Here is a 25,551-nt window from a genome sequence, read left to right on the forward strand (position 1 = left end):
GGCGTCGGGCGTTAGTGCCCGACGCCGGCCCTCGCCCTGGGTGCGCCGCCAACGGCAAGCGCGTCCCGGCTAGGCTGACCGCGGCCCGGCTAGGCCTTGGGCGGTGTATTGGTGGCCGGGCCTTCAGGGGCTGCTCCACCCTCGTCCGTCCAGTCGCTGCCCGTGGTGTCGTCGAGCGCGGGATCGGAGACGACATCACCCTTGACCGTAGGAACCGTGGCGGGCTTGTCTGTAGAGTGCTGGCCGTTCTTTGAGTCCAGAATGCCCGGGAACATGGTCTCGGCCTTCTCCATGAGTTTCTTGCCGGCCGCATAGAGGTTGTCCAGGATGTCCGGAACCGATTCCTGGACGGTTTCGGCGGCGTGCTGGACGTTTTCCTGCACCTCCGGGTTCTTCCACACCTTCTCCGAGCCTCCCCGGATCCGCCGGTACACCTCCGGCCAGGACTTGGATCCCCACACGTAGCCCACAGCCACACCCGCCGCGAACAAAATCTTCCCTTTCACAGGAATCACTCCTTTCGAGGTGCCATTTCCCTTAATGACCCTAGTACCCACCAAGACACACTGTCACGCATGTTTCGGGGGGCGAAATGACGGCGCATTTGCCGAATTGCCCATAGCGACTAAACTCTTATGCCAACCAGCGGAAAACCGCAGGCAAGGACATCGCAACCCGAGGAGTGAAAACCATGGGACTGGGTGACAAGATCAAGAATGCCGCCGAAGAACTCGGCGGAAAGGCCAAGGAAAAAACCGGCGAGGCTACCGGCGACCCGGAACTGCAGGCAGAGGGTCAAGGCGACCAGGCCTCCGCAAACCTGAAGCAGGCCGGAGAGAAGGTCAAGGACGCCGCGAAGGACCTGTTCGACAAGAAATAGGGGCCCAACTGGGCAGATGCAGCAACCCCAAGAGCCTGCGGCAACGCGAACCAGGGAATAATCAGGTTACTTGCTGTTACCCCCGCGAGCGGCTAGCGTTACTGGTGTAGTACCGACGTCGAATCAGATCGGCAGGAGTGCTCTTGGCTGCATTTAACAAATGAATCGCTCATTGCGGACACCACTTCATCCCCCCATTCACCGGGCCGCGACGAAGTTTCAATTACAGCGCCCGGGAACCCATATATAAAACCCGGTGATCCACACCTTTTCACCGGTTCCTGAAATTTTCACCATCAAGAAAGAAGGAGCAAAAATGGGTTTCTTTGGATTTCTTTTGCTCGGCCTCCTGGCTGGGGCCATCGCCAAACTGATCCTGCCGGGACGCCAAGGCGGCGGCTGGCTGGTAACCCTCCTGCTCGGCGTCGTGGGCGCCTTGCTGGGTGGCTGGATCGGAGGCCTGATCTTCGGCGAGGGACTCACGGAATTCTTCGCCATTCGGACCTGGCTCCTGGCCATCGGCGGTTCCATCATCGTGCTGCTGATCTGGGGCATGGTCACCAACCGAAGGGCACACCATGGCTGACGAAAACACGGGCGGCACCAACGAAGAACTGGAAGGCCAGTACCCCGAGGGCGATTACGGAACTGGAGGTGCTTCTCCTGAGGCACTGAAGGACGACGCCGGCGGCGACTACACCGCAGGCGACTACTCCGAGAAGACTGTCCCCTCCGCCGATGCGGAACTGGACGAGAAGAACACGGAAGATGTACCCGCAGATCGGCCTTTCTCCTCCGAACCGGGTGACGAGGCCGCAGGCACCGGACATCCGTAGGCCACAGAACCAGCCCACGCAAAGAGAGAACCCGGAGACAGCCGTTCCTGTCTCCGGGTTCTTGTTTGTCCACATCTGGTGCGCACGACGTCCGTACGGGGCTCCGTACGGCGGGCCTGGGTGTCCTGATAGCTTCGAGGGGCAGTCAGCCTGGGGACTGGAACAGCGCCAGCACGTCGTCCAGTGGCAGCACCCGCTGCCGGTACTCGCGGACCAGAAGGCGGAGGATCCCCTCGGCGGACTCCGGGTTCTCCGTTGCGATGGCATCCGCCGCGTAGATGACCCGGATGTTGTGGGCGAAGGCATCGGCGGCTGTTTGCGCAACGCAGTTGTGGGCTGAGACCCCGGCCAGGATCACGGTATCCACATTCCAGTTCCGTAACCGCAGGGATAGGTCCGTACCCATAAAGGCGCTGTCCCGGGTCTTGACCATCCGGGGAAGACCTTCTGCCAGGAGCCCGGGCACGACGTCGGCTTGCTCACTGCCCCTGAAGATGAAGCCTTGATCATCGTCCAGCATGTTGAGGCTCCAGGTGGACTTGTCCCTTTCATGCTCCGTCACCACCAGGAGAACCTCAGCTCCAGCCTGGCGTGCGGCACTGGTCAAGGCATTGCAGGCGGCCACCACCTCTTCCTGGCGCCTCTGCAAAGCGGGCTCCTCAAAGAAGGCATTCTGCATGTCGATAACCAGTACGGCGATCATTCGTGAAAGACTCCGTTCGCTGAGGTCAGAGGCCCTTGCCGCCTGTAACAGGAAGCACAGCGCCCGAAATGTAGGATCCCTCGTCCGAGGCAAGGAGTACATAGGCCGGCGCCAGCTCGGCAGGCTGGCCTGCCCTGCCCAAAGGCGTGTCCTGGCCAAAGGATGGAAGCTTGTCCGGCCACTCCGTTGCGGGAATCAACGGAGTCCAAATGGGTCCGGGTGCCACGGCGTTGACGCGGATTCCCTTGGGGCCCAGCTCCTGGGACATCGCCTTGGTGAAAGCCACCTGGGCGGCCTTGGTCATGGCGTAGTCCACCAACTGGGCCGAGGGGTTGAACGCCTGGATGGACGCGGTGACTATGATCGATGAACCGGGTCCCAGATGCGGAATGGCGGCCTGCGCGGTCCAGATCAGCGAATAGAGGTTGGTCTTGAAGACACGGTCGAACTCCTCGGTGGGGATGGTTTCCAGGCCTTCGCGGTTCTTCTGGTAGGCCGCGTTCAGGACCACGACATCCAGGCCACCGAGCTCCTGGACCGTGCGCTCCACAATCTCCGCCGCGAATCCTTCGTCGCGCGCGTCGCCGGGCAGCAACAGAGCCCGCGCCCCGCACTCACGGACCCACTCCGCCGTCGAACGCGCGTCGTCTTCTTCCTCAGGAAGGTAGCTGATGGCTACGTTGGCGCCTTCACGTGCATAGGCGATGGCGACGGCGGCGCCGATACCGGAATCGCCGCCCGTGATCAGCGCGGTTTTGCCGTCAAGGCGGCCATGTCCAACGTAACTGGACTCACCGTGGTCCGGTTGCGGGTTCAGCGGTTTGGTCAGGCCGGGTTGCTTCTGTTCCTGCTGCGGAAACTCCCCGGAGTGGTAGCCGCTCCGGGGATCCTTGGGAGCTGAGGTGAGTCGATGGCCTTGGTTCGGATCGCTATGGGTCATGGGGGCGCCCCTTTTCAGTGTCTGTTAGCGGTACATTGCCTCTCACTGAGGCTGTACCCCTCGAGCCTCCCGGCAAACCGTGTCAGGCGCGCATCGTCTTGGCCTTCACCATGAGGAACAGGCCGTAAGCGATCAGGCCAACAGCCACCGCCACCAACAAGTACGGCCCATAGGGCTGCTCTTTGAGGGCCTTGAGGCTGCCGTCCAGGCCAGTGGATTGCTCGGGCCGGGCGGACACTGTGGCAATGACCACCAGCAAGCCAACCAGCAGCAGGGCGATGCCTTTGGCAATGTACCCCACGGTGCCAACCACTATTTGGAAGGTCCGGAAACCCTTCCGGGAGGAAAGGACCAGGTCTCTCTTGAACGACCGCGTGAAACCACGGACCGCGAAGACGATGCCGGCGATCATGATGCCCGCGCCGACGGCCACCAGCAACACCACTCCGAAGGGAGCCTGCATGAGCGTGGCCGTCCCGTCGCTGGTGGATTCACGGCTGTTCTTGGCTTGGCCCACTGCGAAGGACATGATGGTCAGCGCCAGGCCCGCGAAGACGATGGCCTGGCCCGCTTCGGAGAGGCGCTTGGTCAGCTTGGGGTTCGGTTGCCTGCGGTGGCCAAAGATGGCGTTGGTCAGTTGCCAGAGGGCCAGCGCGGCACAGGCTGCGAAGGAGACCCACAAGAGGAGAGGGCCGAAAGGCTGGGAAGCCAGTTGGGCGATCGCGCCGGAGACATCGGCTTCACCGCCGTTGCCAAAGGCCAGCTGCAGCGCGATGACACCGATCAGCACATGCAGGATCCCGCTGACGGCAAAACCCGAACGGGCCGCTGTTTCAAAAGCCCGCGAGTTCGAAGCTTCCTCGGCAGCGTCCGCAGCCTTCTTCATCTCTTCCTTGATGGCAAGCCTCCTGATCACTCATGGCGTGCACACCATGGTGCCACCGGATCAGGCTCAAGGCCACGTTCCGGAAGTTCCTAGTAGCCGCACACCGATTGGGGCCAGATGCTCCGGAGGCCCACACCCAGGGGGTTGAACGTTTCGCGGACCGACGTCACTGCGCGGTTCTGGCCGTCACCACCGGAGTGGAATCCCTCCCCTGCTCCGCCAGGACGGGACTCGGCCGCTGAACGGGCCGTGCCTGTGTTCGAGGACGGGAGGATGATCTGGTCAGGCATGTCGGCAGTCCTTCCAAGGGTTCCCGTCAGCCCGCTTGGCTGACAGTTCAACCATCGGACGGGGCCCTCAAGAACGACGCCGGGTCATCTCAAGATTTGCTCAAGATTTGGCCGGCGCCGCGAAAGTCACCTCGAGCTCGTGGCCACCGGGCCAACTCGCCGCCTGTCTGGAGCCGGATTCGAGACGGTTGATCCGGGCACGGCGGCTCGGGGGACGTACGACGACGGCTGGTGGGCTTTCGCGCCCTACGGAACCAGCCGCCGTCGTGCTTTAACCGAACGTCACCACATCGCTTTGTTGAGCGGCGTGGCTGTCAGGCTTTCCAGCCGCGCGGTGCCTCCTTCCGAAAAGAGGGCCAGTCCATTGGCGCCCGCTACCGGGAAGACTTGGTCCGTCAGGGTTGCCAAGCCGTCCTGGGCGAAAACTTCCACGGAGGCCCGGTCCACGTACAGCCGAAGCTTGAGCTTCCCGTCGATGAGCTGGACGGGCACATCGTCAACCGAGGCGAAGGCGGGGTGGAAGCCTTCGTTCCCGGAGTTGGTCCGGTCGATGGAGAGGCGGCCGGAGGCTGTTGTATATCCGATCCTGGTTGCTTCGGTCCCGTTACCCAGCACCTTCAAGCCAAAGGCCGAGGCTGTTCCGGGTGAGAACTCGGCATCGAGCTGGACGACGTCACCTGTGATGGGGAGGTTGCTGGTTCCCGGAGCCATGTCCTGCGCGGACGCGGTGTGGGCCGCTGCCGTGTTCTTCAGGGTGTCCACCTGTTGTACCGCTTTCTGGCTGAGCCGTGGACCTTGGCTGGTTTGGGTGAGGGTCACTTCACGGGGAAGGGCCATGGTGCCCCGCCATGTGCTGCTTGGCGTTGACTGGCCATAGTCCCAGTTGTTCATCCAGCCCAGCATGATCCGTTTCCCGTTCGGCGCATTGCTGAAGGAAACGGCGGCGTAGTAGTCCTTGCCCCAGTCCAGCCAATCGTGCTGCTCAAGCCGGGTGATGTCCGAGGCGACGAACTCGTCGGCCAGGATGTGCCCCCAACCGCCGCGGTTGTTGTCCACGATCCGGATGGTGGCCTGGCTGCCCTTGAACCCGCTGACATCCCACGTTTTCCAGTCCAGGTGTTCAGAGTCGGAACCCGTGGTGGTGCGGACCGCTTGGCCGTTGACCATAAGGCTCACCGTGGTTTCACTGCTCCGCGGCTTGGCAGGTTCCGAGCCGAGGACCATGTTGTCCAGGGTCAGATGGCCCCACGCACCGGTGGCGTTGTCCACGATCCGGACCCGGGCGATCTGGCCGTAGTACTGCGAGACATCCCAGTTCTTCCAGTTCAGGTCACCCGAGTTGCTGCCCGTGGTGGTCCGGACCGGAACGCCGCCCACCAGCAGTTCCACTTGGAGCGAGCCGTCGGTGCGGCTGCCGCCACCCAGCAGGAATCCGATGTTGGTGTTGGTGAGGTAGAACTCCGGGGAGGTGACGGTTCCCGTGTTGTTGTCCGCATTGGGGCCGCCCTCGAAGGTGTTGATGCGTTTTCCGATGGCGTACTCACCCCCCACAGTGGAGGGGTTCCTGGCCGCCTCGAAGTCTCCGGTCAGCTGCCAGCCGGCTGAGCTCAGGGTTCCGGGGTACTCGAAGCCGTCGAACAGCAAGTAGCCCGGCGGTGGCGTGTTGCCTGGTTGTTCTCCGGCTTGCCGCGGGTGGTTGCCGCCGCCGGCCAGGAAATTGATGTAGTCCTTGGTGACCGTGAAAGGTGCAGACTCCATGGTGCCGGTGGGGTTGTCTCCTCCGTTGAAACCGTTGACGAGGCCGGCACCGATGGACTTTGACACTGCCTGTTGTCCAGGGAGCGTTCCCGTGGCTGGAGAGTTCCCCCACGGACCTATTGGGTTGGCCGGGTCGTTGGAAACCGTCCATCCGTTGTAGTTGCCGCCGTTGAACCCTGCGAGGAGGTTTCCCGGCGGCGGAACATCAGCCGGATCGGTGGTTTCCGAAGTGAAGGTGGTGCCGTCGAAACTGCCCACGAAGTACTGGCCCCCGCTGCCACCGGCCACTGCACCGGGGTTGATGTTGACCACCAGGACCCACTTGGTGTTGTTCGGATTCCCGTCCACCGCCAGCGGGAAGAGATCGGGGCACTCCCACTGACCGCCCGTGGCGTTGGCCGGCTTGAAGTCGTTCAGATAGGTCCAGTTCTTGAGATCGGTGCTCTTGTAGAACAGGACCCGGTGTTCATTGGCCTCGACAGCCGCCATCACCCAGTACGAACGGGCTTGGTACCAGAACACCTTCGGATCGCGGAAGTCGCTGGTGTTCCTGTTGAGGACAGGATTGCCCCCGTACTTGGTCCACGTTTGGCCGCTGTCCGTGCTGTACGCCAGGGACTGTGCTTGTTTGCCGGCGAGCGTGGGGTGGCTGCCAGTGAAGTTGCTGGTGTAGATGGCCACCAAGGGCGGATTCTGTACTGTCCCGAATCCGCTGGTGTTCTGCGTGTCCGCCACTATCGATCCGGAAAAGATGTCCTCGGTGGCCTGGCTGCTGCCGTTGAACGTCTGGGCAATGGCCAGTGGCTGCTCGGTCCAGCGCAGGAGATCCGTGGAACTCGCGTGGCCCCAGCTCATGTTCCCCCACGTGGTTCCGGAGGGGTTGTACTGGTAGTACATGTGGTAGGTGCCGTTGTAGTAGACCAGCCCGTTGGGATCGTTCATCCAGTTCTTCACGGGCGTGTAATGCAGGTAGGGACGGTACTGCTGAGTCGCCGGATCAGGATCGCTGGCATGCGCGGGTGTGGGTACGATGGCCGCGGCCAGGACCACGGCAAATGAAACAACGACGGCGGCCGCCACCGTGGCGTGCACGCTTGGTTTGGTGCGTCTTGTCCTCATTGACAGTCCTGCTTCCTTCGCGTCGGATCAGGGTGTGGCCCGGAACGAATAGGAACTGGAGTAATGCACGAATTCGCCTGTCCCGCCGCTGTCCAGCACCTTGGTTCCAGTGGTGGAGCCATCCAGCACCACAGTGTTCGCCGCCACGGAGGACACCGTGTTATTCGCGGCGATGTAATTGTTGGCGCCCGAGGCCACCAGGATGATGGTGGGTTTCTGGCCGGACGGACTCACGGAGCCGGACGGGACGTCGTAGCTGAAATGGTTTCCGGTCACCGTGTTTCCACTGCCCGCAATGTGGACCAGTCCGAAGAGGTCATCGAGTCCGTTGTTGTACGGCTTGAGGGGATCGAAGGGTTCCATCTGCCGAAGGAAATGGTTGGCGCCTACAAGGTTCTCCATGCAGCTGCCTTCGAAGTTCACCATTCCCGGATAGAACGCGTGGAACCTGTTGGCCGTGATGGACGACCGTGTGCAGTTCTTGAAGTGGACGCTGCTCTTGCCGCGGGGGAACACGTTGTTTGCACTGACCAGCAGGCCCATGTGCCCTTCGGCGAAGATGGAGAAGCCCACGTACCCTGCGCCGATCAAGTTGTCCGTCACCTTGGAGGCCTGCCCGGATCCCGTGAGTTCGACGCAGCTGCCACACTCTGCCAGGAAGTTCCCGCTCACGTTGAGCGCGTCCGTGTCCCGGACCACCAGGCCGTGCTCCAGGTAAACCATGCCCATGCCTTCCACACGGCAGGAGTCGTTGGCCGAATCGAAGCGGATGCCCGTCTTACCGTTCACGTAGGAGTTCTGGTTGGAGTTGAAGGACACCCCGTCCAGGCAAAAGTTTTGGAAAACGATCGAGCTGAGCCGTGGATCGCCCGTGCGGTACACCCTGAAGGCATCGGTGTTGCCGTCGGTGTTCTCCACGCGGATGCGGCTGCCGCCTGGATTGATCTCGTGCCAGCTTGAGGTGTTGCCCGCGTTGTAGCGGATGCTGCTGGAGGTGAAGCCGTGCCCGGAGCCCCTGATCGTGAGGAAGCTGATGTCAACGTTGACGCGGGTCTTCAGCGAGTAGTCTCCGGGCGGGATGTAGATGACCGCTCCGGGTTTGGATGCCTGGTTGGTTTGCTGGGATTTCACATCGGCGATGATGCTGTTGATGATCAGCCCAATATCGTTGAAGGGCGTGGCGGACGGATTGCCGGGGACGGACCAGGTGGTGACGTCGTAAACAGTGGTCACTGCGTGTTCTCCTCACATCGTTGGGGGTAGTGCTTGAGTGGCCTGGTACTTGCGTTGATGGTGTTGCTGACCGCTTGCTTCTAGAGCACTCCGATGATGCTGCGATGCCCCCGAGGTGCCTGCATGGCCTCGGCGGAGTGCTCCCGGTTTCGTGCCGGTTGGCTGTCCTTGGCCAGTGCCTCCTTGGCGGAAAGCACGACGGCGGTGCCAGCAACCGCCGCTGCGGGGATCAACCGGAGGATGCTCCTGCGGCTGAGGGATGTGGATGGATCCATGGTTCTCCTTTGATTCGTTGGGGATCTTGGATTGTGGTTGGCGTCGGCGGATGCAGGATTTGTGAGTGGAGGGACCCTCATGAGTGCTCGAGCGCGGCCGGTCCTCCCCGGGTAAGCGCACCCGTTCCCGCCTCACGCACCCCTTCGGCGAGACCACCGCACCCGGTCCCGCCTCACGCACCCCGGGGTACGGGTGCGATCGGCGCAAATAGGTGCGACCCCAGGACATAACCCCCGGCGCACCCGGTCCCGCCTCACGCACCCCGGGGTACGGGGGCGATCGGCGCAAACCGGTGCGACCCCCGCCCACGCACCCCGGGGTACGGGTGCGATCGGCGCAAACAGGTGCGACCCCAGGACATAACCCCCCGCGCACCCGTTCCCGCCCGGCGCACCCCTTCGTCGAGACCACCGCACCCTGTCCCGCCTCACGCACCCCGGGGTACGGGTGCGATCGGCGCAAACAGGTGCGACCCAAGCCCACGCACCCCGGGGTACGGGTGCGGTCGGCGCAAACAGGTGCGGGCCGAGCGGGAAGAGCCGTGCCAAACACTTGCCAAATCAGCCAAAATTTGCCAAAACGATTTGCCCTGCGGCGGGGATCACTTTATGGCCGCAAAATCTCCGGCGTCAAGGGGCCGAAAAATTTCCCCGAACACCGTTGACACATCCGCCCACCCGGCCCTAGTGTCATTGCCAAGTCGTTTTGGCAAAACGATTTTTCAAAGCCAAAAGCATTCCCCACCACCTCTCTGCAATTTCCGTTCAAGAGAAAGTGAGTCGACAGCGATGTCCACTCGAAAGACCATCTCCAAGCTCGTCTCCCTCGGCGGGCTGTGCACCGCCGTCGCACTCGTAGCCACCGGTTGTGGCGCCGGCGGACCCGCACCATCGTCCAGCGGATCGGGCGGCTCGAGCACCGTCAACGTGCTGGTGGAAGCCGGCGGCCATGCCGAGCTGACGGGCGTAGCCGAACAGTGCAAGAAGGAAGCCGGAGTCAACGTCAATTTCGTGGAACTCCCCTACGACGGCATGTTCAACCGTCTCTCCAGCGAGTTCTCCTCCGGCAACGTCTCCTTCGACGTGGCAGCCCTCGACTCAGTGTGGCTCCCCAGTTTCAAGGACGCCGTCCAGCCCATCGACGAGTTGTTCACCGACGAGGCAAAGAGGGACATCTTTCCTGCCCTGGTGAAGGAAGCCAATGTGGACGGCCACTTCATCGGCATGCCGGCCTGGACCAACGCCGAGATCATCCTGTACCGCAAGGACCTGTTCGAGGACGCCAAGAACAAGGCTGATTTCCAGGCCAAGTACGGCTATGAACTGGCTGCCCCCAAGACCTGGAAGCAGTACCAGGACGTCTCCGAGTTCTTCACCAAGGACGGAATGTTCGGCACGGATGTCAAGGGTGCCGTGGAAACCGAGTGGCTGGCCCATGTGCTCCAGGCCGGCTCCCCCATGGTCCTGGACAAGGACAACAACGTGGTGATCGACAATGCCGCCCACAAGCAGGCGCTCGACTTCTACGTGAGCCTGGCCAAGGACGCCCCCAGTGGCGCAGCGCAGGTGGACTGGGCGGCAGCACAGAACCTGTTCAACCAGGGCAAGACCGCCATGACCCGTTTCTGGGCCCACGCTTACCGCCAGATCCCCGCCGATTCCCCGGTGGCAGGAAAGGTGGGAGCCGCAGCAATGATTGGCGGCAGCGCCGGCGTCGCGGGTGTCCCGGGACCGTGGTACTTGTCCGTTCCCAAGGCGACCAAGAACACCGAGGCAGCCAAGAAGTTCGTCAAGTGCGCCTACGACTACAACAGCATGGGCATCGACTCGAAGCTCGGCCTTGCCTCCCGCATCAGCGCGTTCGAGAAGTACCAGGACCAGCCGGGCTACGAGAGCTTCAAGCCGCTCATCGAAACCCTCAACGCTCCGGCCACGGCTACCCGTCCGGCAACGGCCAAGTGGCAGCAGATTGTTGACACCGTCCTGATCCCGCTGCTCCAGAAGGCGGTTGCCGGCGGCGACACCTCGGCCCTCCTGGCCGACGCCAAGAAGCAGATCCAGGACCTCCTGAAATAAAGACTCCGCGGCCGGCACCGTCCGCAAAGGACAGTGCCGGCCGCGGCCCCAACCACCAGAACATACCCAGCAGAAAAGAAAACCGTGCGTATCTCCGATCGCCGCTTCGCCCTCTTCCTGATGACGCCAGCGGCTCTGTTCCTGGCAGTCTTCGTCGCCTACCCGCTGTTCCGCCTGGTGGCAGACAGCTTCTTCAAGATCTCTCCCATCGCCGGCGGACCCCGCGACTTCGTGGGCTTCCAGAACTACGTGACAGCCTTTACTTCCGAGGCCTTCACCAGCGCAGGTTGGCGGACCATCGCCTACACCGTGGTGGTGGTGACCTTGGAGTTCGCCCTCGGTCTGGGCATGGCCCTCCTCTTCACCGCCTTGGGCAAGAAGTCCCAGATCTGGCGGACCGTCTTCCTGTACCCGTTGATGATCGCCCCGATCGTGGCCGGCCTGCTCTGGAAGTTCCTGATGATCGACAACTTCGGCCTCATCGGAACCCTCCTCCACCAAGCCGGACTCCTGGAGAATCCGAACCAGATCGGCTGGTTGTCCGACCCCAACATTGTGTTGTTCTCCGTGGCCATCCCGGACATCTGGCTCACCACCTCCTTCATGTGCCTGGTTCTCTTCGCGGGCCTGCAGAACATCCCCGGCGACCTCATCGAGGCAGCCCGCCTGGATGGCGCCCGGGCACCGGACCTGCTGTTCCGGATCATCATCCCGCTGCTGCGGCCCGTGATCGCCGTAGCGCTGGTGGTCCGCGGGATCGACGCCGCAAGGGCCTTCGATACCATCCTTATCCAGACCAACGGCGGCCCCCAGTCTGCCTCCGAAACCATGAGCCTGCTGATCTACCGCACCATGATCCGCTTCGGCGATCCGGGCCTCGCAAGCGCCATGGGCACCATCTACCTCATCGCGATGCTCGCCGTCGCCTTCTTCGCGGTGGCCACCATTTGGCGGCCAGGAAAGGACAGCTGATGAGCACCGCAGAATCCACGTACGACGGCGGCAGGACGGGTACGGCTTCCGCCTCACCGGCGCGCGCAACGGGCATCGCCGTCCGGCTCGCGGCGGCAAAGCACCCCAGCGCAACTGCAGAACACAGCGGACCGCGGGTGCCGTCGTCGAACGCTTCCGATGCCCGGCCGCCGCGCAGGCGCCGCGGAGCCAACCGCGAAGGGCTCGAAGCCGGACGCCGGAGCACCCGGACCATCCTCTGGATCCTGTTGGCGGCCGCCATGGTGCTGTACAGTTTCCCGTTCCTGTACTTGCTGTTCACGTCCTTCAAGACGCCGATCGATACCATCGCCGTCCCGCCTACCATCCTCCCGAAGGAATGGACGCTGGAGAACTACATCAATGCGCTGGGCAGGGGCGGAGTGGTGGCATCGTTCATCAACTCCATCCAGACTGCGGTGATCAGCACGTTGCTCTCCCTGGTACTGGCTGTCCCCGCGGCGTACGGCATCACCCGCTACAAAACCCCGAGCGGCAGGGTGTTCATTATGGCCGCACTGGTGACGCGCATGGTGCCGCCGGTGGCCATCGGCATTCCGCTGGCGTCCATGATGGCCTCGATTGGCCTTGCGGACACGCCTATTGCACTGTCCATTGCCCACACCACCATCTCGCTGCCGTTGTCCATCTGGCTCATGTCCAGCTTCTTCGAGGCCGTCCCGCGGGACCTGGAAGAAGCGGCAACCGTTGATGGCTGCAGCAGGCTCGGCGCGCTCTGGCGGGTGGTGATTCCGGTGGTGTCCGGCGGCATCGCAGTGACGGCCATCTTCGCCTTCCTGGCGTCGTGGAACGAGTTCCTGTTCGCACTGCTCATGACGGCCATCCGTTCCCAGACCACACCCGTGGTGATCGCGAACTTCCAGACGCAGTTCGGCCTGGACTGGGGTTCAATGACAGCCCTCGCGGCCGTCTATTCCATCCCGGTGATCCTGCTTACCCTGCTCCTGCAACGCAAGATTGTGGCGGGCATGACGCTTGGCGCGGTCAAGGGTTAGCCGGCAGCATCAGCTCCGGCATCAACGAGTAGCCTACTGATAGCCCTACCCGGGCATCGCAAACCATAAGGACGTGGAAGACAGATGAGCAACAAGAACATCGGTATCAAGGATGTGGCCGTCGCCGCCGGTGTGTCCGTTACTACCGTCTCCCATGTGCTCAACGAGGTCTCTTACGCCCGGGTCAGCCCTGAAACCAGGGACAAGGTGAGGTCCGTTGCCGAGGAGCTCGGCTATGGCCCCAACCGGCTGGCCCAGGCACTGCGGACGCAACGGACAGGCATGCTGGGGTTGGTCAGTGAGGAAATCGCCACCACTCCGCACGCCGGACGGATCATCCTCGGCGCGGACGAGGCCGCGAAGGCCCGCGGGTACAACCTGATGATCATCAACACTCCGGGTTCGGCCAGCCTCGAGTCACGGCAAGCCGATGTCCAGGCCCTCCTGGAGCGTCGCGTGGACGGCATCCTGTACGCCACCATGTACCACCGGAACGTGGAACTGCCGTCCAACCTCGGCAGCGTGCCCTCGGTCCTGGTGGACTCCGTGGCCACGGGAGGAAACATCACGGCAGTGATCCCGGACGAGGACGGCGGCGCCCGGGCTGCCGTCGGAGCGTTGCTTGCGGCGGGCCATACCCGGGTGGGCTTCATCAACAACACCGATGATGTTCCCGCCACCCGCGAGCGCCTCCACGCTTTCAGGGCCACGCTTTCGGAGGCAGGGCTCGACGGCCGCGCGGCACCTGTCGAATCAGAGGTTTCCGAAGTGCAGGGCGGCTACGAGGCCGCCAAGCGGATCCTGTCCCGGGAGGACCGGCCCACGGGCTTGTTCTGCTACAACGACCGGATGGCGATGGGCGCCTACCGCGCCGCAGCGGAGTTGGGCCTGAATATTCCGGCGGACCTCTCCGTGGTGGGCTTCGACGACCAGGAACTCATCGCGGCGAACCTGTACCCGGGCCTCACCACTGTGGCCCTCCCGCACTACGAAATGGGTGCCTGGGCCACAGAGCACCTGATTGACGCCGTCGAGGGAAAGACGGACCTTGCCCCAATGGCCCTCCACCCCACCGTCCTGGGCTGCCCGCTGGTCCGGCGCGAATCCATCGCCGCCCCACGGTAAGCCCCACCCGAACCCTTCAACGTCCCAAAAGGAACGCACACCATGTCCAGTAGCCTTGATGCCGTACGCCCGGAAACAGCCCCGGCGGCCACTCCCTGGTTCCGGCCCGCCATCCATTTCACGGCGGCGGATACCTGGCTGAACGACCCCAATGGCCTGGTTTTTCACAACGGCCTCTACCACCTCTTCTTCCAGAACAACCCTTACGGAAATGTTTGGGGCAACATGTCCTGGGGCCATGCCACTTCTCCCGATCTGCTGCACTGGAGCGAACACCCTGTGGCCATTGCCTGCGACTCCACGGAGGACATCTTCTCCGGCAGCGTCGTTGTGGACCATGGCAACACGTCGGGTTTCGGCTCGGCCGCAGCACCAGCCCTGGTGGCGGTCTACACGAGCGCCTTCAAGGACGCCTCCGCGCACGGCGGCACCCAGGCACAGTCCCTCGCGTACAGCACGGACGGCGGAATGACGTGGCGCAAGTACAGCGGCAATCCCGTCCTGACCCGTAACTCGGCGCACTTCCGCGACCCCAAAGTCTTCCGCTACGAAGGCGAAGACGGCACCTATTGGGTGATGGCCGCCGTCGAGGCCCAGCAGCAAAAAGTGGTCCTCTACCGTTCGGAGGACCTCCGGTCCTGGGACTTCCTCAGTGAATTCGGGCCAGCCAACGCCGACGAAGGCGAATGGGAATGCCCCGACCTCTTTCCCCTTCCCGTAGATGGGCACCCGGGCAACGTCAAATGGGTGTTGATTGTGAACGTCAATCCCGGCGCGGTGGCGGGAGGTTCCGGCGGGCAGTACTTCGTGGGAGATTTCGACGGCGTGAGCTTCGTTGCGGACACCGATTCGCTGGTGGCGCCTTCCGGGGTCTCGGCCGTCACCAACGCCGGCGCCCGGGCGGAGGCCCTGCAGCAATGCCTGTGGCTGGACTGGGGACGCGACTGCTACGCGTCTGTCTCCTTCAGCAACGCCCCGGACGGCCGCCGGATCATTATCGGGTGGATGAACAACTGGGATTACGCCAACCACCTGCCAACCTCCCCGTGGCGTTCCTCCATGACCCTGGCCCGGGAGCTCCGCCTCTCGGGTGTCAGCGGCGTTCCGCGCCTGGTCCAACAACCCGTGCTGCCCGCATTCAAGGACCGCGGGTTCCCCTGGATCGAGGGTCCCTTGGAACTGGCGGATTCATCACTCAAGCTGCCGGACGCCGTACCAGGCCGCGCCCAGGTCATCGAGGCCGAGATACTCCTCGGAACCGCGGAACGCCTGGGATTCACGCTCCTGGCAAGCAGCGACCATTCCCTCGGCACGGTCCTGCGCTACGACACGGCCAGTTCCCGGCTCACGCTTGACCGCACACAATCAGGCGACACCGGATTCCATGCGAAATTCGCATCGGTGGATTCAATGCCGGTGGCTCCCGTGGATGGCGTGCTGAAGCTCCTCGTGGTGGTGGATCACGCTTCCGTGGAAGTCTTCGCCCAGGACGGAACCGCTGTCCTGACGGATCTTGTCTTCCCCCACCCCGGGCAAACCAGGAACCGGCTGGTGGTAGAGAACGGCACGGCAACGGTCCTGAAGCTCACCGTCTCGGCACTCGCCTAAGGAGAAACCGCAATGCACACCATCCAGCAGATACCGGACGTGGTTGTTGTTGGCGAGGCGCTCATGGACATCGTTGTCTCGCCGCAGGGCTCGGTGGAACACCCGGGCGGCTCGCCCGCGAACGTCGCCTACGGGTTGGCGCGTTTGGGGGTACCAACCGGCCTGCTTACCTCCTTGGGCGAGGACCACTACGCTGCCGCGATTGAGCAACACCTCCATGGCGCCGGCGTGAGGCTCCTCCCCGGTTCCAAGCGGCCTGGCAAGACCGCGACGGCGACGGCCACCCTGGCGCCCGACGGTTCGGCACTCTATGACTTCGACATCGCATGGGACCTTTCCCGGACAGCTCCGACCGGCCTCCCCAAAATCCTGCATACCGGCTCGATCGCGGCTTTCCTTGAGCCGGGCGCCACAGGGGTCAAGGAGCTGCTCCATCACTCGTATGAGCGCTGCGTCATCACTTTCGATCCAAACATCCGCCCTGCCCTGCTGGGCAGCCAGACCGAGGCCAAGAGCAGCTTTGAAGATCTCATCCCCTTCACGGACGTGGTCAAACTCAGCGATGAAGACGCACTATGGCTCTATCCAGGCCTCTCAATCGAAGACGTCCGCCAGAGGATCCTTGAGTGCGGCGCGGGCCTTGTGGTGGTCACCAGGGGATCGGAGGGCTCCGTGCTGTCGACGCGAGGCGCAACAGTCGTCATTCCGTCGGTGAGGTCGGCGGTGGCAGACACCATCGGGGCGGGAGACTCCTATATGTCCGCGCTGATTTACGGGCTCCTTGAGCACGGCGGCGCAGGTTTGACGCCCAAAGCCCTGGAATCCTTGGGCCATATGGCAACCAAGGCGGCGGCAATCACCGTACGCAGGGCGGGTGCCAACCCGCCAACATTGGCAGAGCTGCAGGCAGGACTTCCGGAAATCCAACCCTCTGCCCAGTAGCTCCACCAACTCCCAGACCACCACACAGAGGGAACAAGCCATGACCAGCAACAACTTCTACGACGTCACAACCTGGCCCGTCGGCAACCCGGCCGAGGACATTGGCGAAGTCATCAACAGCATCATCGCCGACATCAAGGAACGGCAAACGGACAGCGACGTGAACGACGGCGGCAAGCCGGGTGGCGCTATCTACTTGCCGCCGGGGGACTACCGCCTGCGGACCCAGGTGTTGATCGACATCAGCTTCCTGAAAATCCAAGGCTCGGGGCATGGCTTCACGTCGTCCAGCATCCGGTACAACGTGCCGCAGGAAGAGTGGCCCGGCTTGCACGAGCTCTGGCCCGGCGGGAGCCGGATCCTTGTGGACCTTTCCGTCGGCTCCGACGCCGGGCAAGCCGAGGGAGCGGCTTTCCTCATCAAGCGGGAGGGCAGCCCGCGCATCAGCTCGGTGGAGTTCGCCAACTTCTGCATCGATGGCCTGCACTTCACCGCGGACGGCTCCCAACTGCCGGCCGAAAACACGTACGCCAACGGCAAGACCGGCATTTTCGTGGCCAGCGCCAATGACTCTTTCCGCTTCAACGGAATGGGTTTCATCTACCTCGAGAACGCCCTGACCATCCACAACGCAGACGCCCTGTCCATCCACGACAACTTCATCGCAGAATGCGGCAACTGCATCGAACTGCGTGGCTGGGGACAGGCCTCGAAGATCACCGACAATCTGATCGGAGCCGGTTTCAAGGGCCATTCGATCTATGCCGAGAACCACGGCGGACTCCTGGTCACTGCAAACAACGTCTTTCCACGCGGTGCCAGCAGCATCCATTTGGAAGGCGTCACCCGCTCCAATATCTCCAACAACCGGCTGCACTCGTTCTATCCGGGAATGGTGGTCCTGGGATCGAACAGTTCAGAAAACCTTGTTGCCACGAATCATTTCCTCCGCGACCATGAACCGTGGGCACCCTTTTTCGGGATCGACAACGGCCTTGACGACGTATGTGGACTCCTCAGCGTGGACGGCAGCGACAACTCACTTGTTGCAAACCACTTCTCGCTGATCATCGGGTCCGACAGCATCAAACCGCAGGGCGCAACGCCCGTGGCCATTCGGCTGAAGGAGGGAACCGGCAACTTCGTCTCCACCAACCACGTGGTGGCGAAGGATGTCCATGCCACCTCGAGTGAATCCTGCTTCGAAGCCCAGGTGGACGCCCTGTTGGCGGCCAAGGGAACCGACGGCCTGGACGTCACAACCGTCATGGTGGATTCCGCGTCTACCCGCAACACCATCCTCGATTCCGGCACAGATGTGCAGGTGGTCGCTGACAGGGCAAGCAATGCCCTCAGGGCAACTCCCGGCATTGGCTTCCCGGCCGGGCCCGTTGCTTCCCAGGTGGATGGGCTGTCACAGCCGCGGCAGTGACAATGCCGGCTCCGGGCTGTGCACGCCATCCGGGCCAACGGCACCATGGAGAAGGAGGCCACTTCGTCGTCGTAGGCACACGGGGGGTGCGTCGCCGTCGAGCCCCAGCACCTGCACAGTGTCCCGGTATCCGGACGTGAGGAAAGCCGCCGTCGGGGTTTCCTTGCGGCGGGCGAGACCGATGGACCGGTGACCCGGGGCGGCGAGGTGGGGACTGCCACCACTACGAAGCGACGGCTTCCCACGCCCCGGACCGGCTTGACCGTTCGGCCGCCTCCAGGACTTCCGTGACCCTCCATCCGTCCTCGAAGGACGGATAGGCCTGGCGCGCCTCGGCGACGGCTTCGAAGAGGTTGCGGATCTCGATGGCCTTGAGCTCATGCAGGCCGAGCGTGACCCCGGGAAACGGCCAGAACGCGCCGTAGTCGCCGTGGTCCGGACCGAGGGTGAGCGTGGTGTTTCCATCCAGGGCAACGGGCTCCTTGCCCCGCAGGCGCAGCTCCACCTTGTAGGAATCCTGCTGCGAGAAGCGGACGGACCCGTTGGAGCCGAACACCTCCAGTCCGAGGTCGAAGGGGTGGCCGTTGCCCACGCGATTGGCTTCGATCATCACTGAGGCCCCGTTGTGGAGCCGGCCCAGCACCACGGCGACGTCGTCGTTTTCCACGGGCAGGAGAGGTGCGTCCGCGGCGGCCTTCGATCCATAGGAGAGGGCGCCGGACGCCTCGGGCCGCTTCTTCACCATGGTGGCCAGGTCCCCGTTCACCCGGGTAACCGGTCCGCCGAGCATCTGCACCAGGGAGACCACATGGGATCCGATGTCACCGAGGGCGCCGGGCCCGGCCTTGGCCCGCTCGTAGTGCCAGGTCCGGGGAAGCGATGGATCCGCGTTGGCATCCACCACAAAGTGGCCCTTGATGCTCCAGAGCTCGCCCAGGGTGCCATCGTCGATCAGCTTCTTGATGAGTTGGACGCCGGGGTTCCCCAGGTAGGAGAACCCAACAATGGTTCTCACACCGGCGTCGCGGGCTGCTTCCCACATGGCCTTTGCTTCCTTGGCGGTCAGGGCCAGCGGCTTTTCGCAATAGACGTGCTTGCCGGCGGCGATTGCTTCCATCGCAATCTCGTAGTGCAGCCAGTTGGGCGTGACGATGTCCACCACGTCCACGTCCGGATCGTTGACTGCTTCACGCCAATTGCTGGTCCATCGGGCAAAGCCCAAATGGCGTGCCCCGGCTTCCGCCCGGGCATCGTCGGCGTCGGCGAGCACGCTGAGTTCGGGCTGGAACGGCAGGCCCGGGAACAGCGTGGGAACGGCGTTGTAGGCGAGGGTGTGGGACTTGGCCATGAGGCCGGCGCCAATGAGTGCGACACGGAGCGTGCGCGATTCCGGGGTGGTGGAGGTGATGGTCATTGAACATTCCTGGTTCTGCTGGGAGGTGGTCCGGGATGGGAAATAACCCGTTGCTGAAAAATGATAGGACATATTGACAGAAATTTTTAGACCGCTCTAAAGTTTTGCTAATTCCCCACCAAGGACATTCTCAATCACTGAAGCAAGGACGCTCCATGACCCAGGAAGCACTGCGATGAGGGTCGGCCTCTACCTCGCAGCACTCATCGACCACAACCTCCCCGAAGCCCTGGACCGACTGAAGGCGTGGGGCATCACCGACGCCGAGGTGCCGGCCGGAGGATTCAACCCGTACACGCACTGCAACCCCGGAGCGCTCGCAGGAAGCAGCGCCCTGCGGGACGACTTCCTGCAGGCCTTCGCGGACTCGGGCACCAATCTGGCCATCCTCAATGCCAACGGCAATCCGCTCCACCCCGACCCCGCAGTGCGCATACCCCACGACAAAGACCTGCGGGATGCGATCGTCCTCAGCTCGCAGCTTGGCCTGGACCGGCTCAACGCCATGGTGGGCAGCGCCGGCTCCGGCCCCACCGCCACCCTCCCAACGTGGTCCTTGGTCCCTTGGGAAAGCGGACTCCTTGAAGTCCGCGATTACCAGTGGTCCGTGGCGATTCCGTATTGGAAGGAGATTGCGGCCTTCGCGGAGGACCATGGCGTGAAGCTCGCACTGGAGATCCATCCACACATGCTCTGTTACAGCCCGGCCACTTTGGAGCGACTGCTCGATGCCGTGGGATCGGATGTCCTTGGCGTGAACCTCGATCCGAGCCACCTCTTCTGGCAGGGCATCGACCCGCACCGCATGGCGCGGCGGTTCGCAGGCAGGATCTGGCATGTGGCGGCCAAGGACACCGTCCTGGTTCCCGAAAACATTGCGGAATGGGGTGTCCTGGATGACCGGTACACGTTCATCCCGGCGGAAGACAAGCCACAGCCTTTGGGCGGCCGCTACCTCACCACGCAGCCTCCGGCCGACGGTCCTTGGCATTTCGTCGCAGCAGGCCGCGGTCACGACGCCCGCTGGTGGCGGGACTTTCTTGCCACGGTCCGGGAAACCGGCTTCGACGGGGCTGTCTGCATCGAAAACGAGGACTGGGACCTTCCCCGCGAGGAATCCATCCCGTTTGCGGCACGGACCCTCCGCCAGGCCATCGGTATCCGCGCCGAGGCTTCCGTATGACGACGGAAACCACTCGGGTCCTGCCGGCGCTGACTCCGGGCCCGCATTCGCGCAGGCTGGGAGTCGTTGCCGTGGTAGCAACGTTCGGCGAAAGTCCCCGAGACCCGGGGCAAGTCCCTCGAGCGGCTGGAGGAAGACATTTCCACCGGGGCGATCTTCACCTCCGCGGCCGCAACCAGACCACCACAACCACCAGGAGCCACCCATGAAAATCGCCCTCGACCCGCTGCCCTTCCGCCACCTGCCCATCCCGGAGATGGTCCGGACTGTGGCCGACCTCGGTTACGAATGGATCGAATTCTCCCAGAGGGACGACTTCCTCCCCTTCTACCTCCACCCCCGCGCCAACGACGATCTGGTTCAGCAGCTCAAGAAGGCCTTGCAGGAGACGGGTGTCCGCATCGCCTCCGTCCTGCCCATCCTGCGCTGGTCCAGCCCGGACGAAGACGAGCGCCTCGCGGCCCTCCGTTCCTGGCAGCGCACCATCGACATCACGGTGGAACTGGGCGTCGAGCAGATGAACTCCGAGTTCTCCGGCCGGCCCGAGCAGGCCGAACGCAGCGAAGCGCAGTGGCTCAAGTCCATGGAGGTGCTGCTGCCACGGCTGGAGAGGGAAGGCATCAACCTCAACATCGAACCGCATCCGGACGATTTCATCGAGGACGGCATCGAGGCGGTCCGCATGATCCGGGGGCTCAACTCACCGAACGTCGGATTCCTGTACTGCGTGCCGCACACGTTCTACCAGGGCCACGATCCCGCCACCATCGTGGAGTATGCCGGCCCGGACCTGAAGCACCTCCACTTGGCGGACTCCTTCGATTACCGGGCCTCCGGCGGACGGCGCTACCTGCTCAACCCTGCGGACACGAATGCCACGGTCCACCAGCACCTCCCTTACGGCCAGGGGGAGGTCGACTTGGACAGCTTCTTCGCCGCGTTGAAGCGCGTGGACTTCGACGGCATCGCCACCGTTGCCGTCTTCTCCCAGGAGGAGAAGGCCGTGGAAAACTCCCTCTGGATGCTGGAGGAGACCAAGAAGCGCCTGGCGTAGCGTCCCCGGCGGCGGTCGCGGCGGTACCTGGGGAGCCCGGAGCTGCCCCGCGGCCCGGCGGTGCGCCGTGGCTGCCTGTTGTTCGCATATCCTGTCAAAGGCTTGCAGGAACAAGGACAAGGACGGGGCATGGGCGAGGAACGGCGACGGCCAACCATGGCCGACGTTGCTGTCGAGGCCGATGTGTCCCGGGCCTTGGTGTCCCTCGTCTTCCGGAAACCGGAGAAGGTCAGCCTGGAACGCCGCGCCCGGGTGCTCGAAGCCGCAGAACGCCTGGGATTCCGCCCCAACTGGGTTGCCAGCTCGCTCTCGGCCTACGAGGGCACTTTTGTAGGCATCCTCGTCGCGAACCTGCACAACCCGCTGTACGCCACCATCGTGGACACCGTGCGGACGGAACTGGACAGCGTGGGCCGGTACGGGCTGATGTCCAGCGCCGTGATCCAGGGCCGGGACGGGGAAGTCCGTTCGGATCGCCGGATCGTGCAGGCGTTCGAGGACCTCAATGCGTCAGCGTTACTGGTGGTGGGCGTGATCCCGGACTTGTCCGTGCTGCAGGAATTGCGGCCGGACATTCCCGTAGTGGTGGCCGCCGCGGCCATCGACGAGCTGCCGCGGGCGGCGTCGGTGCGGACCAACGATGGCATTGGCATGCGGGCAGTCGTAGACCACTTGGTGTCCTTGGGGCACAGCAGGATCGTGCACCTCGGAGCCCAGGGAGGCCCTGCCAGCCAGCGACGCGCGGATGCGTACGCTGAGGCGATGCGGGCCCATGGCCTGGACCGGCACATCCACATCGAGCCGGCCGAGTACCTGGAGCCGAGCGGGCAAGCGGCTGCCCACCGGGTTTTCGAGAACCGGCCGGAGACCACGGCCATCACGTGCGTCAACGATCTGGTAGCCCTCGGGGCCATGGGCGCGGCGACGGAGCGCGGGCTCCGGATCCCCGCCGATGTCGCCATCACCGGTTACGACAACACGTACCTGGCCGGGCTCGACGCCATCAGCCTCACCTCCGTGGACACAGAGGCGGAGGAGATCGGCCGCGTCGCCGCTTCATGGCTCACGTCCAAGGACGCCATGCCCGACGGCGGCACGGAAGTCCGCATTCCACCGAACCTCATCACGCGGCGGTCCACAAAGGGCTAATACTCGCCCTTGACCACGAAGAACGAGCCACGGATTTCGCCGGCCAGCTTGGACTTCTGCCGTGCGAACTTGAAGTTGGCGGCCAGTTCTTCCGGTACCTCCATGCCCTGGGAGAGCTTGAAGCCGACGGCCCGCTTGGAACCTTCTTCGAGGCCGTAGAGCACGTTGATGGACAGCCCGGATTCGTAGAACACGTAAGTCCAGCGGGTGCCCTCGACTTCGAACGAGGTCACTTCCAATGGCCGCGACTGGATCACGAGGTCCCGCTCCTTGAGCACCCGGTTCACGTAGTCGACGATCTCCGGCGACTCCTCGGCAGGCACTACGGTGAAGACGTGATCGTACTTGTTCTTGAAGTACCGCGCTTCGTTTGCCCTCAGTCCTGCCAGGGCGTCGGCTACGGGGGATGATTCCAGCCCGACGGTGGAAACGTTCTGGAAGTCTACGGTGTACGGCATGTGTCCTCCTGGGTTACGGATTTTCGTGTTGGCTTCACCCTACGTCCGCTGCCCACGGGCCGGCTTCTTGGATCCTGCTCGGGTTTTTGGCGCCCGATGACGTGACAAGAGGGCGCTCCCACCTGGGGGTATCATCAGCAGGGAATCCTGAAGAAGCTTGGGGGGACAGACTCAGATGGCGCGTGGACAGGGACAGCTCGCATTCGCGGACGAGGTCAGCCGGGACCTGACCCTGCGTGAATATGGCCTCGACCCGTCATTGGATCTGCCCCTTCTTCCCAACACAGCCGTACTCAGCGCACTGCAGAACCTCGTCCGGCTTGCCACGGAACTGTGCGGCGCCCCGTTCGGCGTTGTCAACATCATCAGCGCCGAGTACCAGCACCAGGTGGGTGCGTGGGGCGTGGACCCGGGCGTCTGCTCGCGCGAGGACTCCATGTGCGCCAAAGTCTTCCTCTCGCGTGAAAAAACGGTGGTTCCGGATGCCACCAAGGACCCTCGCTTTGCGGACAGTCCTTTTGTCACAGGCGAGATCGGCAACGTCCGCTTCTATGCGTCCGTTCCGCTCCAGACCGACTCGGGCTTCGTCCCCGGCACGCTCTGCGTCTTCTCCGACAAGCCCCAGGAGCTTCGGCCCGAACAAGTGGGCATGCTCGAGGTCCTGGCCCGCCAAGTGGTGGAACTGCTCGAACTCCAGCACCGGACCGCCCAACTGGACCGCACGTACGCCGAGTTGCGGGACAGCAACGCCAAACTTGCCGGATTCGCGGGCCGGGTCAGCCACGACCTCCGGATTCCGCTGACCACCATCCTGGGGTACGTGGAACTCGTGGAGGACGATCCCGGCGTCCAGACCGGCACCAGCACGGCCAAGTACCTGGACAAGATCGGCGCAAGCGGCCGCCGGATGCTCTCGATGCTGGAGGACGTGCTGAGCTACTCCCGCATTGGCGGTGTCATCCAGCCGTCGTACTCCTCGCTCAAGGAGGTAGCCGGTGAGGTCGCGCGGGACCTCGGAATCGACGACGACGGCATCCTGGACGTCCAGGACCTGGCCGTCTACGCCGATCGCGGACAACTCCGGACCTTGCTCCAGAACCTGCTGACGAACGCCATGAACTACCGCAGCCCGGAGCGCGATCTCAGCATCAGCATCAGCGGGGTAACCAACTACCACGGCGCCACGGTCCATGTGGCGGACAACGGCAAGGGCATCGCCCCGGAGGATCGCGCCAAGGTACTGGAACCGCTGGTGCGGCTCCGGAGGCCGGGCGACGGCTCAGGCTCGGGACTCGGCCTGGCCACGTGCAGCAGCATCGCCAAGGCCCACGGTGGGGACCTCACGCTCTCGGAAACCCCCGGCGGCGGACTCACGGTATCTGTCAGCTTCCCGGCTGGACTCTAGCGGGACAGCGGCGGGTCAACACCCCCCGCTCCCCTGCACCTACAGGGCAACCCGCAAGCGATCAACCGCAGCACGCAGGCTGCCATCGGCCACCCCCAGGGACCATTCGGAAATGTCCGACACAAACCGCGTGAAGGCCTCGTAGTCGAACGAACCCAGGTTGTTGACATAGGCACCAACCCCGTCGATTGCCACGAGGATCCGGATGCATGCCGCGAAGCTGTCTTCCACCATGAAGTCTCCGGAAGCCACACCGTCATCAATGAGCGATGTAAGCCGCGTCCGGTCGAGGTACTCCTGCGCCTGGAGCGCCTCGGACAAAGCCGGGCTGAAGCGGCTCACGTGGCGGGCATTGAGCCACAGGCGCGACAGCTCATGAACCCCCGTCCCCTCCACCCGGGCAATGAGGTGGGCCATGCGCTCAAGCGGACTGCCGGCGTCGGGAAACAACTCTTCCCGTTCTTCTGAAACGGCGCGGACGAACGCAGCAATCACCAGGTCTTCCGCGGCCGGGAAGTAGTGGCTGATGAGTCCCGGACGAACCCCCAGGCGGTCGGCAACGGCGCGGAGGGTGATGCGCTCCAGTCCCTCGGCGAGCGCGATGCGGGACGCTTCATTGAGGATTTCTTCCCGCCGCTCGTGCGGAGGTTTCCGAACCCGTTGGGGAGAGGGACTTGACACCATGGCGAACAGTCTATTGGATTAGTGACCAATATCGCATTGGTCTAGCGACCAATAAGAATTCCCCGCATCTCCGGAAAGCCACAGCGACGTGGACT

25 protein-coding genes are annotated in these 25,551 nt (G+C 63.5%); 14 read left to right on the plus strand and 11 right to left on the minus strand.

Going from position 1 to position 25,551, the window contains the following annotated elements:
• Nucleotides 1-89 precede the first annotated feature (89 nt).
• Complete coding sequence (locus ACIPV6_RS08020) at nucleotides 90-506, minus strand: hypothetical protein (protein ID WP_400270362.1); 417 nt, start codon at nucleotides 504-506, stop codon at nucleotides 90-92.
• Between the two features lie 185 nt (nucleotides 507-691).
• On the opposite strand from ACIPV6_RS08020, the gene ACIPV6_RS08025 reads away from it, so the two are divergent.
• From ACIPV6_RS08025 to ACIPV6_RS08035, 3 genes are all read left to right on the plus strand, one after another.
• Nucleotides 692-880 (plus strand): CsbD family protein, encoded by a 189-nt coding sequence (locus ACIPV6_RS08025; RefSeq protein ID WP_397324497.1) that lies wholly within the window; start codon nucleotides 692-694, stop codon nucleotides 878-880.
• 316 nt (nucleotides 881-1,196) lie between these two features.
• Nucleotides 1,197-1,466: a GlsB/YeaQ/YmgE family stress response membrane protein gene (locus ACIPV6_RS08030; RefSeq protein WP_400270363.1), complete on the plus strand. Its 270-nt coding sequence runs from the start codon at nucleotides 1,197-1,199 to the stop codon at nucleotides 1,464-1,466.
• Nucleotides 1,459-1,716 (plus strand): hypothetical protein, encoded by a 258-nt coding sequence (locus ACIPV6_RS08035; protein WP_400270364.1) that lies wholly within the window; start codon nucleotides 1,459-1,461, stop codon nucleotides 1,714-1,716. Before ACIPV6_RS08030 ends, ACIPV6_RS08035 begins: the two co-directional genes overlap by 8 nt.
• Before the next feature lie 145 nt (nucleotides 1,717-1,861).
• Here the strand turns inward: ACIPV6_RS08035 and ACIPV6_RS08040 are convergent, their stop codons facing one another.
• From ACIPV6_RS08040 to ACIPV6_RS08070, 7 genes are all read right to left on the minus strand, one after another.
• Nucleotides 1,862-2,419, minus strand: a complete 558-nt coding sequence (locus tag ACIPV6_RS08040) for a cysteine hydrolase family protein (protein ID WP_400270365.1) — start codon at nucleotides 2,417-2,419, stop codon at nucleotides 1,862-1,864.
• A 25-nt stretch (nucleotides 2,420-2,444) separates the two neighbouring features.
• The gene (locus ACIPV6_RS08045) at nucleotides 2,445-3,359 is read right to left on the minus strand and encodes an SDR family oxidoreductase (RefSeq protein WP_400270366.1); all 915 of its coding nucleotides are present in this window, start codon (nucleotides 3,357-3,359) and stop codon (nucleotides 2,445-2,447) included.
• An 82-nt stretch (nucleotides 3,360-3,441) separates the two neighbouring features.
• On the minus strand, nucleotides 3,442-4,245 hold the full coding sequence (locus tag ACIPV6_RS08050; RefSeq protein WP_400270367.1) for a DUF1206 domain-containing protein: 804 nt from the start codon (nucleotides 4,243-4,245) through the stop codon (nucleotides 3,442-3,444).
• 89 nt (nucleotides 4,246-4,334) lie between these two features.
• Entirely contained in the window at nucleotides 4,335-4,535 is a 201-nt protein-coding gene (locus ACIPV6_RS08055) for a hypothetical protein (RefSeq protein WP_400270368.1), read from the minus strand.
• Nucleotides 4,536-4,817: 282 nt separating this feature from the next.
• Nucleotides 4,818-7,412: a GH32 C-terminal domain-containing protein gene (locus ACIPV6_RS08060; protein ID WP_400270369.1), complete on the minus strand. Its 2,595-nt coding sequence runs from the start codon at nucleotides 7,410-7,412 to the stop codon at nucleotides 4,818-4,820.
• A gap of 27 nt (nucleotides 7,413-7,439) precedes the next feature.
• Complete coding sequence (locus ACIPV6_RS08065) at nucleotides 7,440-8,645, minus strand: NosD domain-containing protein (protein WP_400270370.1); 1,206 nt, start codon at nucleotides 8,643-8,645, stop codon at nucleotides 7,440-7,442.
• Nucleotides 8,646-8,725: 80 nt separating this feature from the next.
• Entirely contained in the window at nucleotides 8,726-8,920 is a 195-nt protein-coding gene (locus ACIPV6_RS08070; protein ID WP_400270371.1) for a hypothetical protein, read from the minus strand.
• 789 nt (nucleotides 8,921-9,709) lie between these two features.
• Between ACIPV6_RS08070 and ACIPV6_RS08075 the strand changes: the two genes are divergently transcribed.
• The 7 genes from ACIPV6_RS08075 to ACIPV6_RS08105 all read left to right on the plus strand — a co-directional run bounded on the left by ACIPV6_RS08075 (nucleotide 9,710) and on the right by ACIPV6_RS08105 (nucleotide 18,109).
• Nucleotides 9,710-10,996 carry an ABC transporter substrate-binding protein gene (locus ACIPV6_RS08075; protein ID WP_400270372.1) on the plus strand — a complete coding sequence of 429 codons (1,287 nt, stop codon included), beginning with the start codon at nucleotides 9,710-9,712 and terminating at the stop codon, nucleotides 10,994-10,996.
• Nucleotides 10,997-11,080: 84 nt separating this feature from the next.
• The gene (locus tag ACIPV6_RS08080) at nucleotides 11,081-11,968 is read left to right on the plus strand and encodes a carbohydrate ABC transporter permease (RefSeq protein WP_400270373.1); all 888 of its coding nucleotides are present in this window, start codon (nucleotides 11,081-11,083) and stop codon (nucleotides 11,966-11,968) included.
• Nucleotides 11,968-13,002, plus strand: a complete 1,035-nt coding sequence (locus ACIPV6_RS08085; protein ID WP_400270374.1) for a carbohydrate ABC transporter permease — start codon at nucleotides 11,968-11,970, stop codon at nucleotides 13,000-13,002. Before ACIPV6_RS08080 ends, ACIPV6_RS08085 begins: the two co-directional genes overlap by 1 nt.
• 84 nt (nucleotides 13,003-13,086) lie before the next feature.
• Complete coding sequence (locus ACIPV6_RS08090; protein WP_400270375.1) at nucleotides 13,087-14,127, plus strand: LacI family DNA-binding transcriptional regulator; 1,041 nt, start codon at nucleotides 13,087-13,089, stop codon at nucleotides 14,125-14,127.
• Nucleotides 14,128-14,169: 42 nt separating this feature from the next.
• Complete coding sequence (locus tag ACIPV6_RS08095) at nucleotides 14,170-15,735, plus strand: glycoside hydrolase family 32 protein (protein WP_400270376.1); 1,566 nt, start codon at nucleotides 14,170-14,172, stop codon at nucleotides 15,733-15,735.
• Between the two features lie 12 nt (nucleotides 15,736-15,747).
• The gene (locus tag ACIPV6_RS08100; protein ID WP_400270377.1) at nucleotides 15,748-16,677 is read left to right on the plus strand and encodes a carbohydrate kinase; all 930 of its coding nucleotides are present in this window, start codon (nucleotides 15,748-15,750) and stop codon (nucleotides 16,675-16,677) included.
• Nucleotides 16,678-16,717: 40 nt separating this feature from the next.
• Nucleotides 16,718-18,109: a NosD domain-containing protein gene (locus tag ACIPV6_RS08105; RefSeq protein WP_400270378.1), complete on the plus strand. Its 1,392-nt coding sequence runs from the start codon at nucleotides 16,718-16,720 to the stop codon at nucleotides 18,107-18,109.
• A 223-nt stretch (nucleotides 18,110-18,332) separates the two neighbouring features.
• Here the strand turns inward: ACIPV6_RS08105 and ACIPV6_RS08110 are convergent, their stop codons facing one another.
• Nucleotides 18,333-19,523: a Gfo/Idh/MocA family protein gene (locus ACIPV6_RS08110; protein WP_400270379.1), complete on the minus strand. Its 1,191-nt coding sequence runs from the start codon at nucleotides 19,521-19,523 to the stop codon at nucleotides 18,333-18,335.
• Between the two features lie 175 nt (nucleotides 19,524-19,698).
• On the opposite strand from ACIPV6_RS08110, the gene ACIPV6_RS08115 reads away from it, so the two are divergent.
• The 3 genes from ACIPV6_RS08115 to ACIPV6_RS08125 all read left to right on the plus strand — a co-directional run bounded on the left by ACIPV6_RS08115 (nucleotide 19,699) and on the right by ACIPV6_RS08125 (nucleotide 22,909).
• Nucleotides 19,699-20,706 carry a sugar phosphate isomerase/epimerase family protein gene (locus tag ACIPV6_RS08115; RefSeq protein ID WP_400270380.1) on the plus strand — a complete coding sequence of 336 codons (1,008 nt, stop codon included), beginning with the start codon at nucleotides 19,699-19,701 and terminating at the stop codon, nucleotides 20,704-20,706.
• Nucleotides 20,707-20,911: 205 nt separating this feature from the next.
• Entirely contained in the window at nucleotides 20,912-21,760 is an 849-nt protein-coding gene (locus ACIPV6_RS08120) for a sugar phosphate isomerase/epimerase family protein (RefSeq protein ID WP_400270381.1), read from the plus strand.
• 129 nt (nucleotides 21,761-21,889) lie between these two features.
• Nucleotides 21,890-22,909 (plus strand): LacI family DNA-binding transcriptional regulator, encoded by a 1,020-nt coding sequence (locus ACIPV6_RS08125; protein ID WP_400270382.1) that lies wholly within the window; start codon nucleotides 21,890-21,892, stop codon nucleotides 22,907-22,909.
• On the opposite strand, the gene ACIPV6_RS08130 is transcribed toward ACIPV6_RS08125, so the two are convergent.
• Nucleotides 22,906-23,367 (minus strand): phage tail protein, encoded by a 462-nt coding sequence (locus ACIPV6_RS08130; RefSeq protein WP_400270383.1) that lies wholly within the window; start codon nucleotides 23,365-23,367, stop codon nucleotides 22,906-22,908. The two genes, ACIPV6_RS08125 and ACIPV6_RS08130, sit on opposite strands and share 4 nt — an antisense overlap.
• Before the next feature lie 175 nt (nucleotides 23,368-23,542).
• Here ACIPV6_RS08130 and ACIPV6_RS08135 point away from each other — a divergent pair, with 175 nt between their 5' ends.
• Nucleotides 23,543-24,772 (plus strand): ATP-binding protein, encoded by a 1,230-nt coding sequence (locus ACIPV6_RS08135; protein WP_400270384.1) that lies wholly within the window; start codon nucleotides 23,543-23,545, stop codon nucleotides 24,770-24,772.
• Nucleotides 24,773-24,811: 39 nt separating this feature from the next.
• On the opposite strand, the gene ACIPV6_RS08140 is transcribed toward ACIPV6_RS08135, so the two are convergent.
• Nucleotides 24,812-25,456 carry a TetR/AcrR family transcriptional regulator gene (locus tag ACIPV6_RS08140; protein ID WP_400270385.1) on the minus strand — a complete coding sequence of 215 codons (645 nt, stop codon included), beginning with the start codon at nucleotides 25,454-25,456 and terminating at the stop codon, nucleotides 24,812-24,814.
• Nucleotides 25,457-25,551: the final 95 nt, after the last annotated feature.

Source organism: Paenarthrobacter sp. NPDC089988 (assembly GCF_044748465.1).
Taxonomy (GTDB): Bacteria; Actinomycetota; Actinomycetes; order Actinomycetales; family Micrococcaceae; genus Arthrobacter.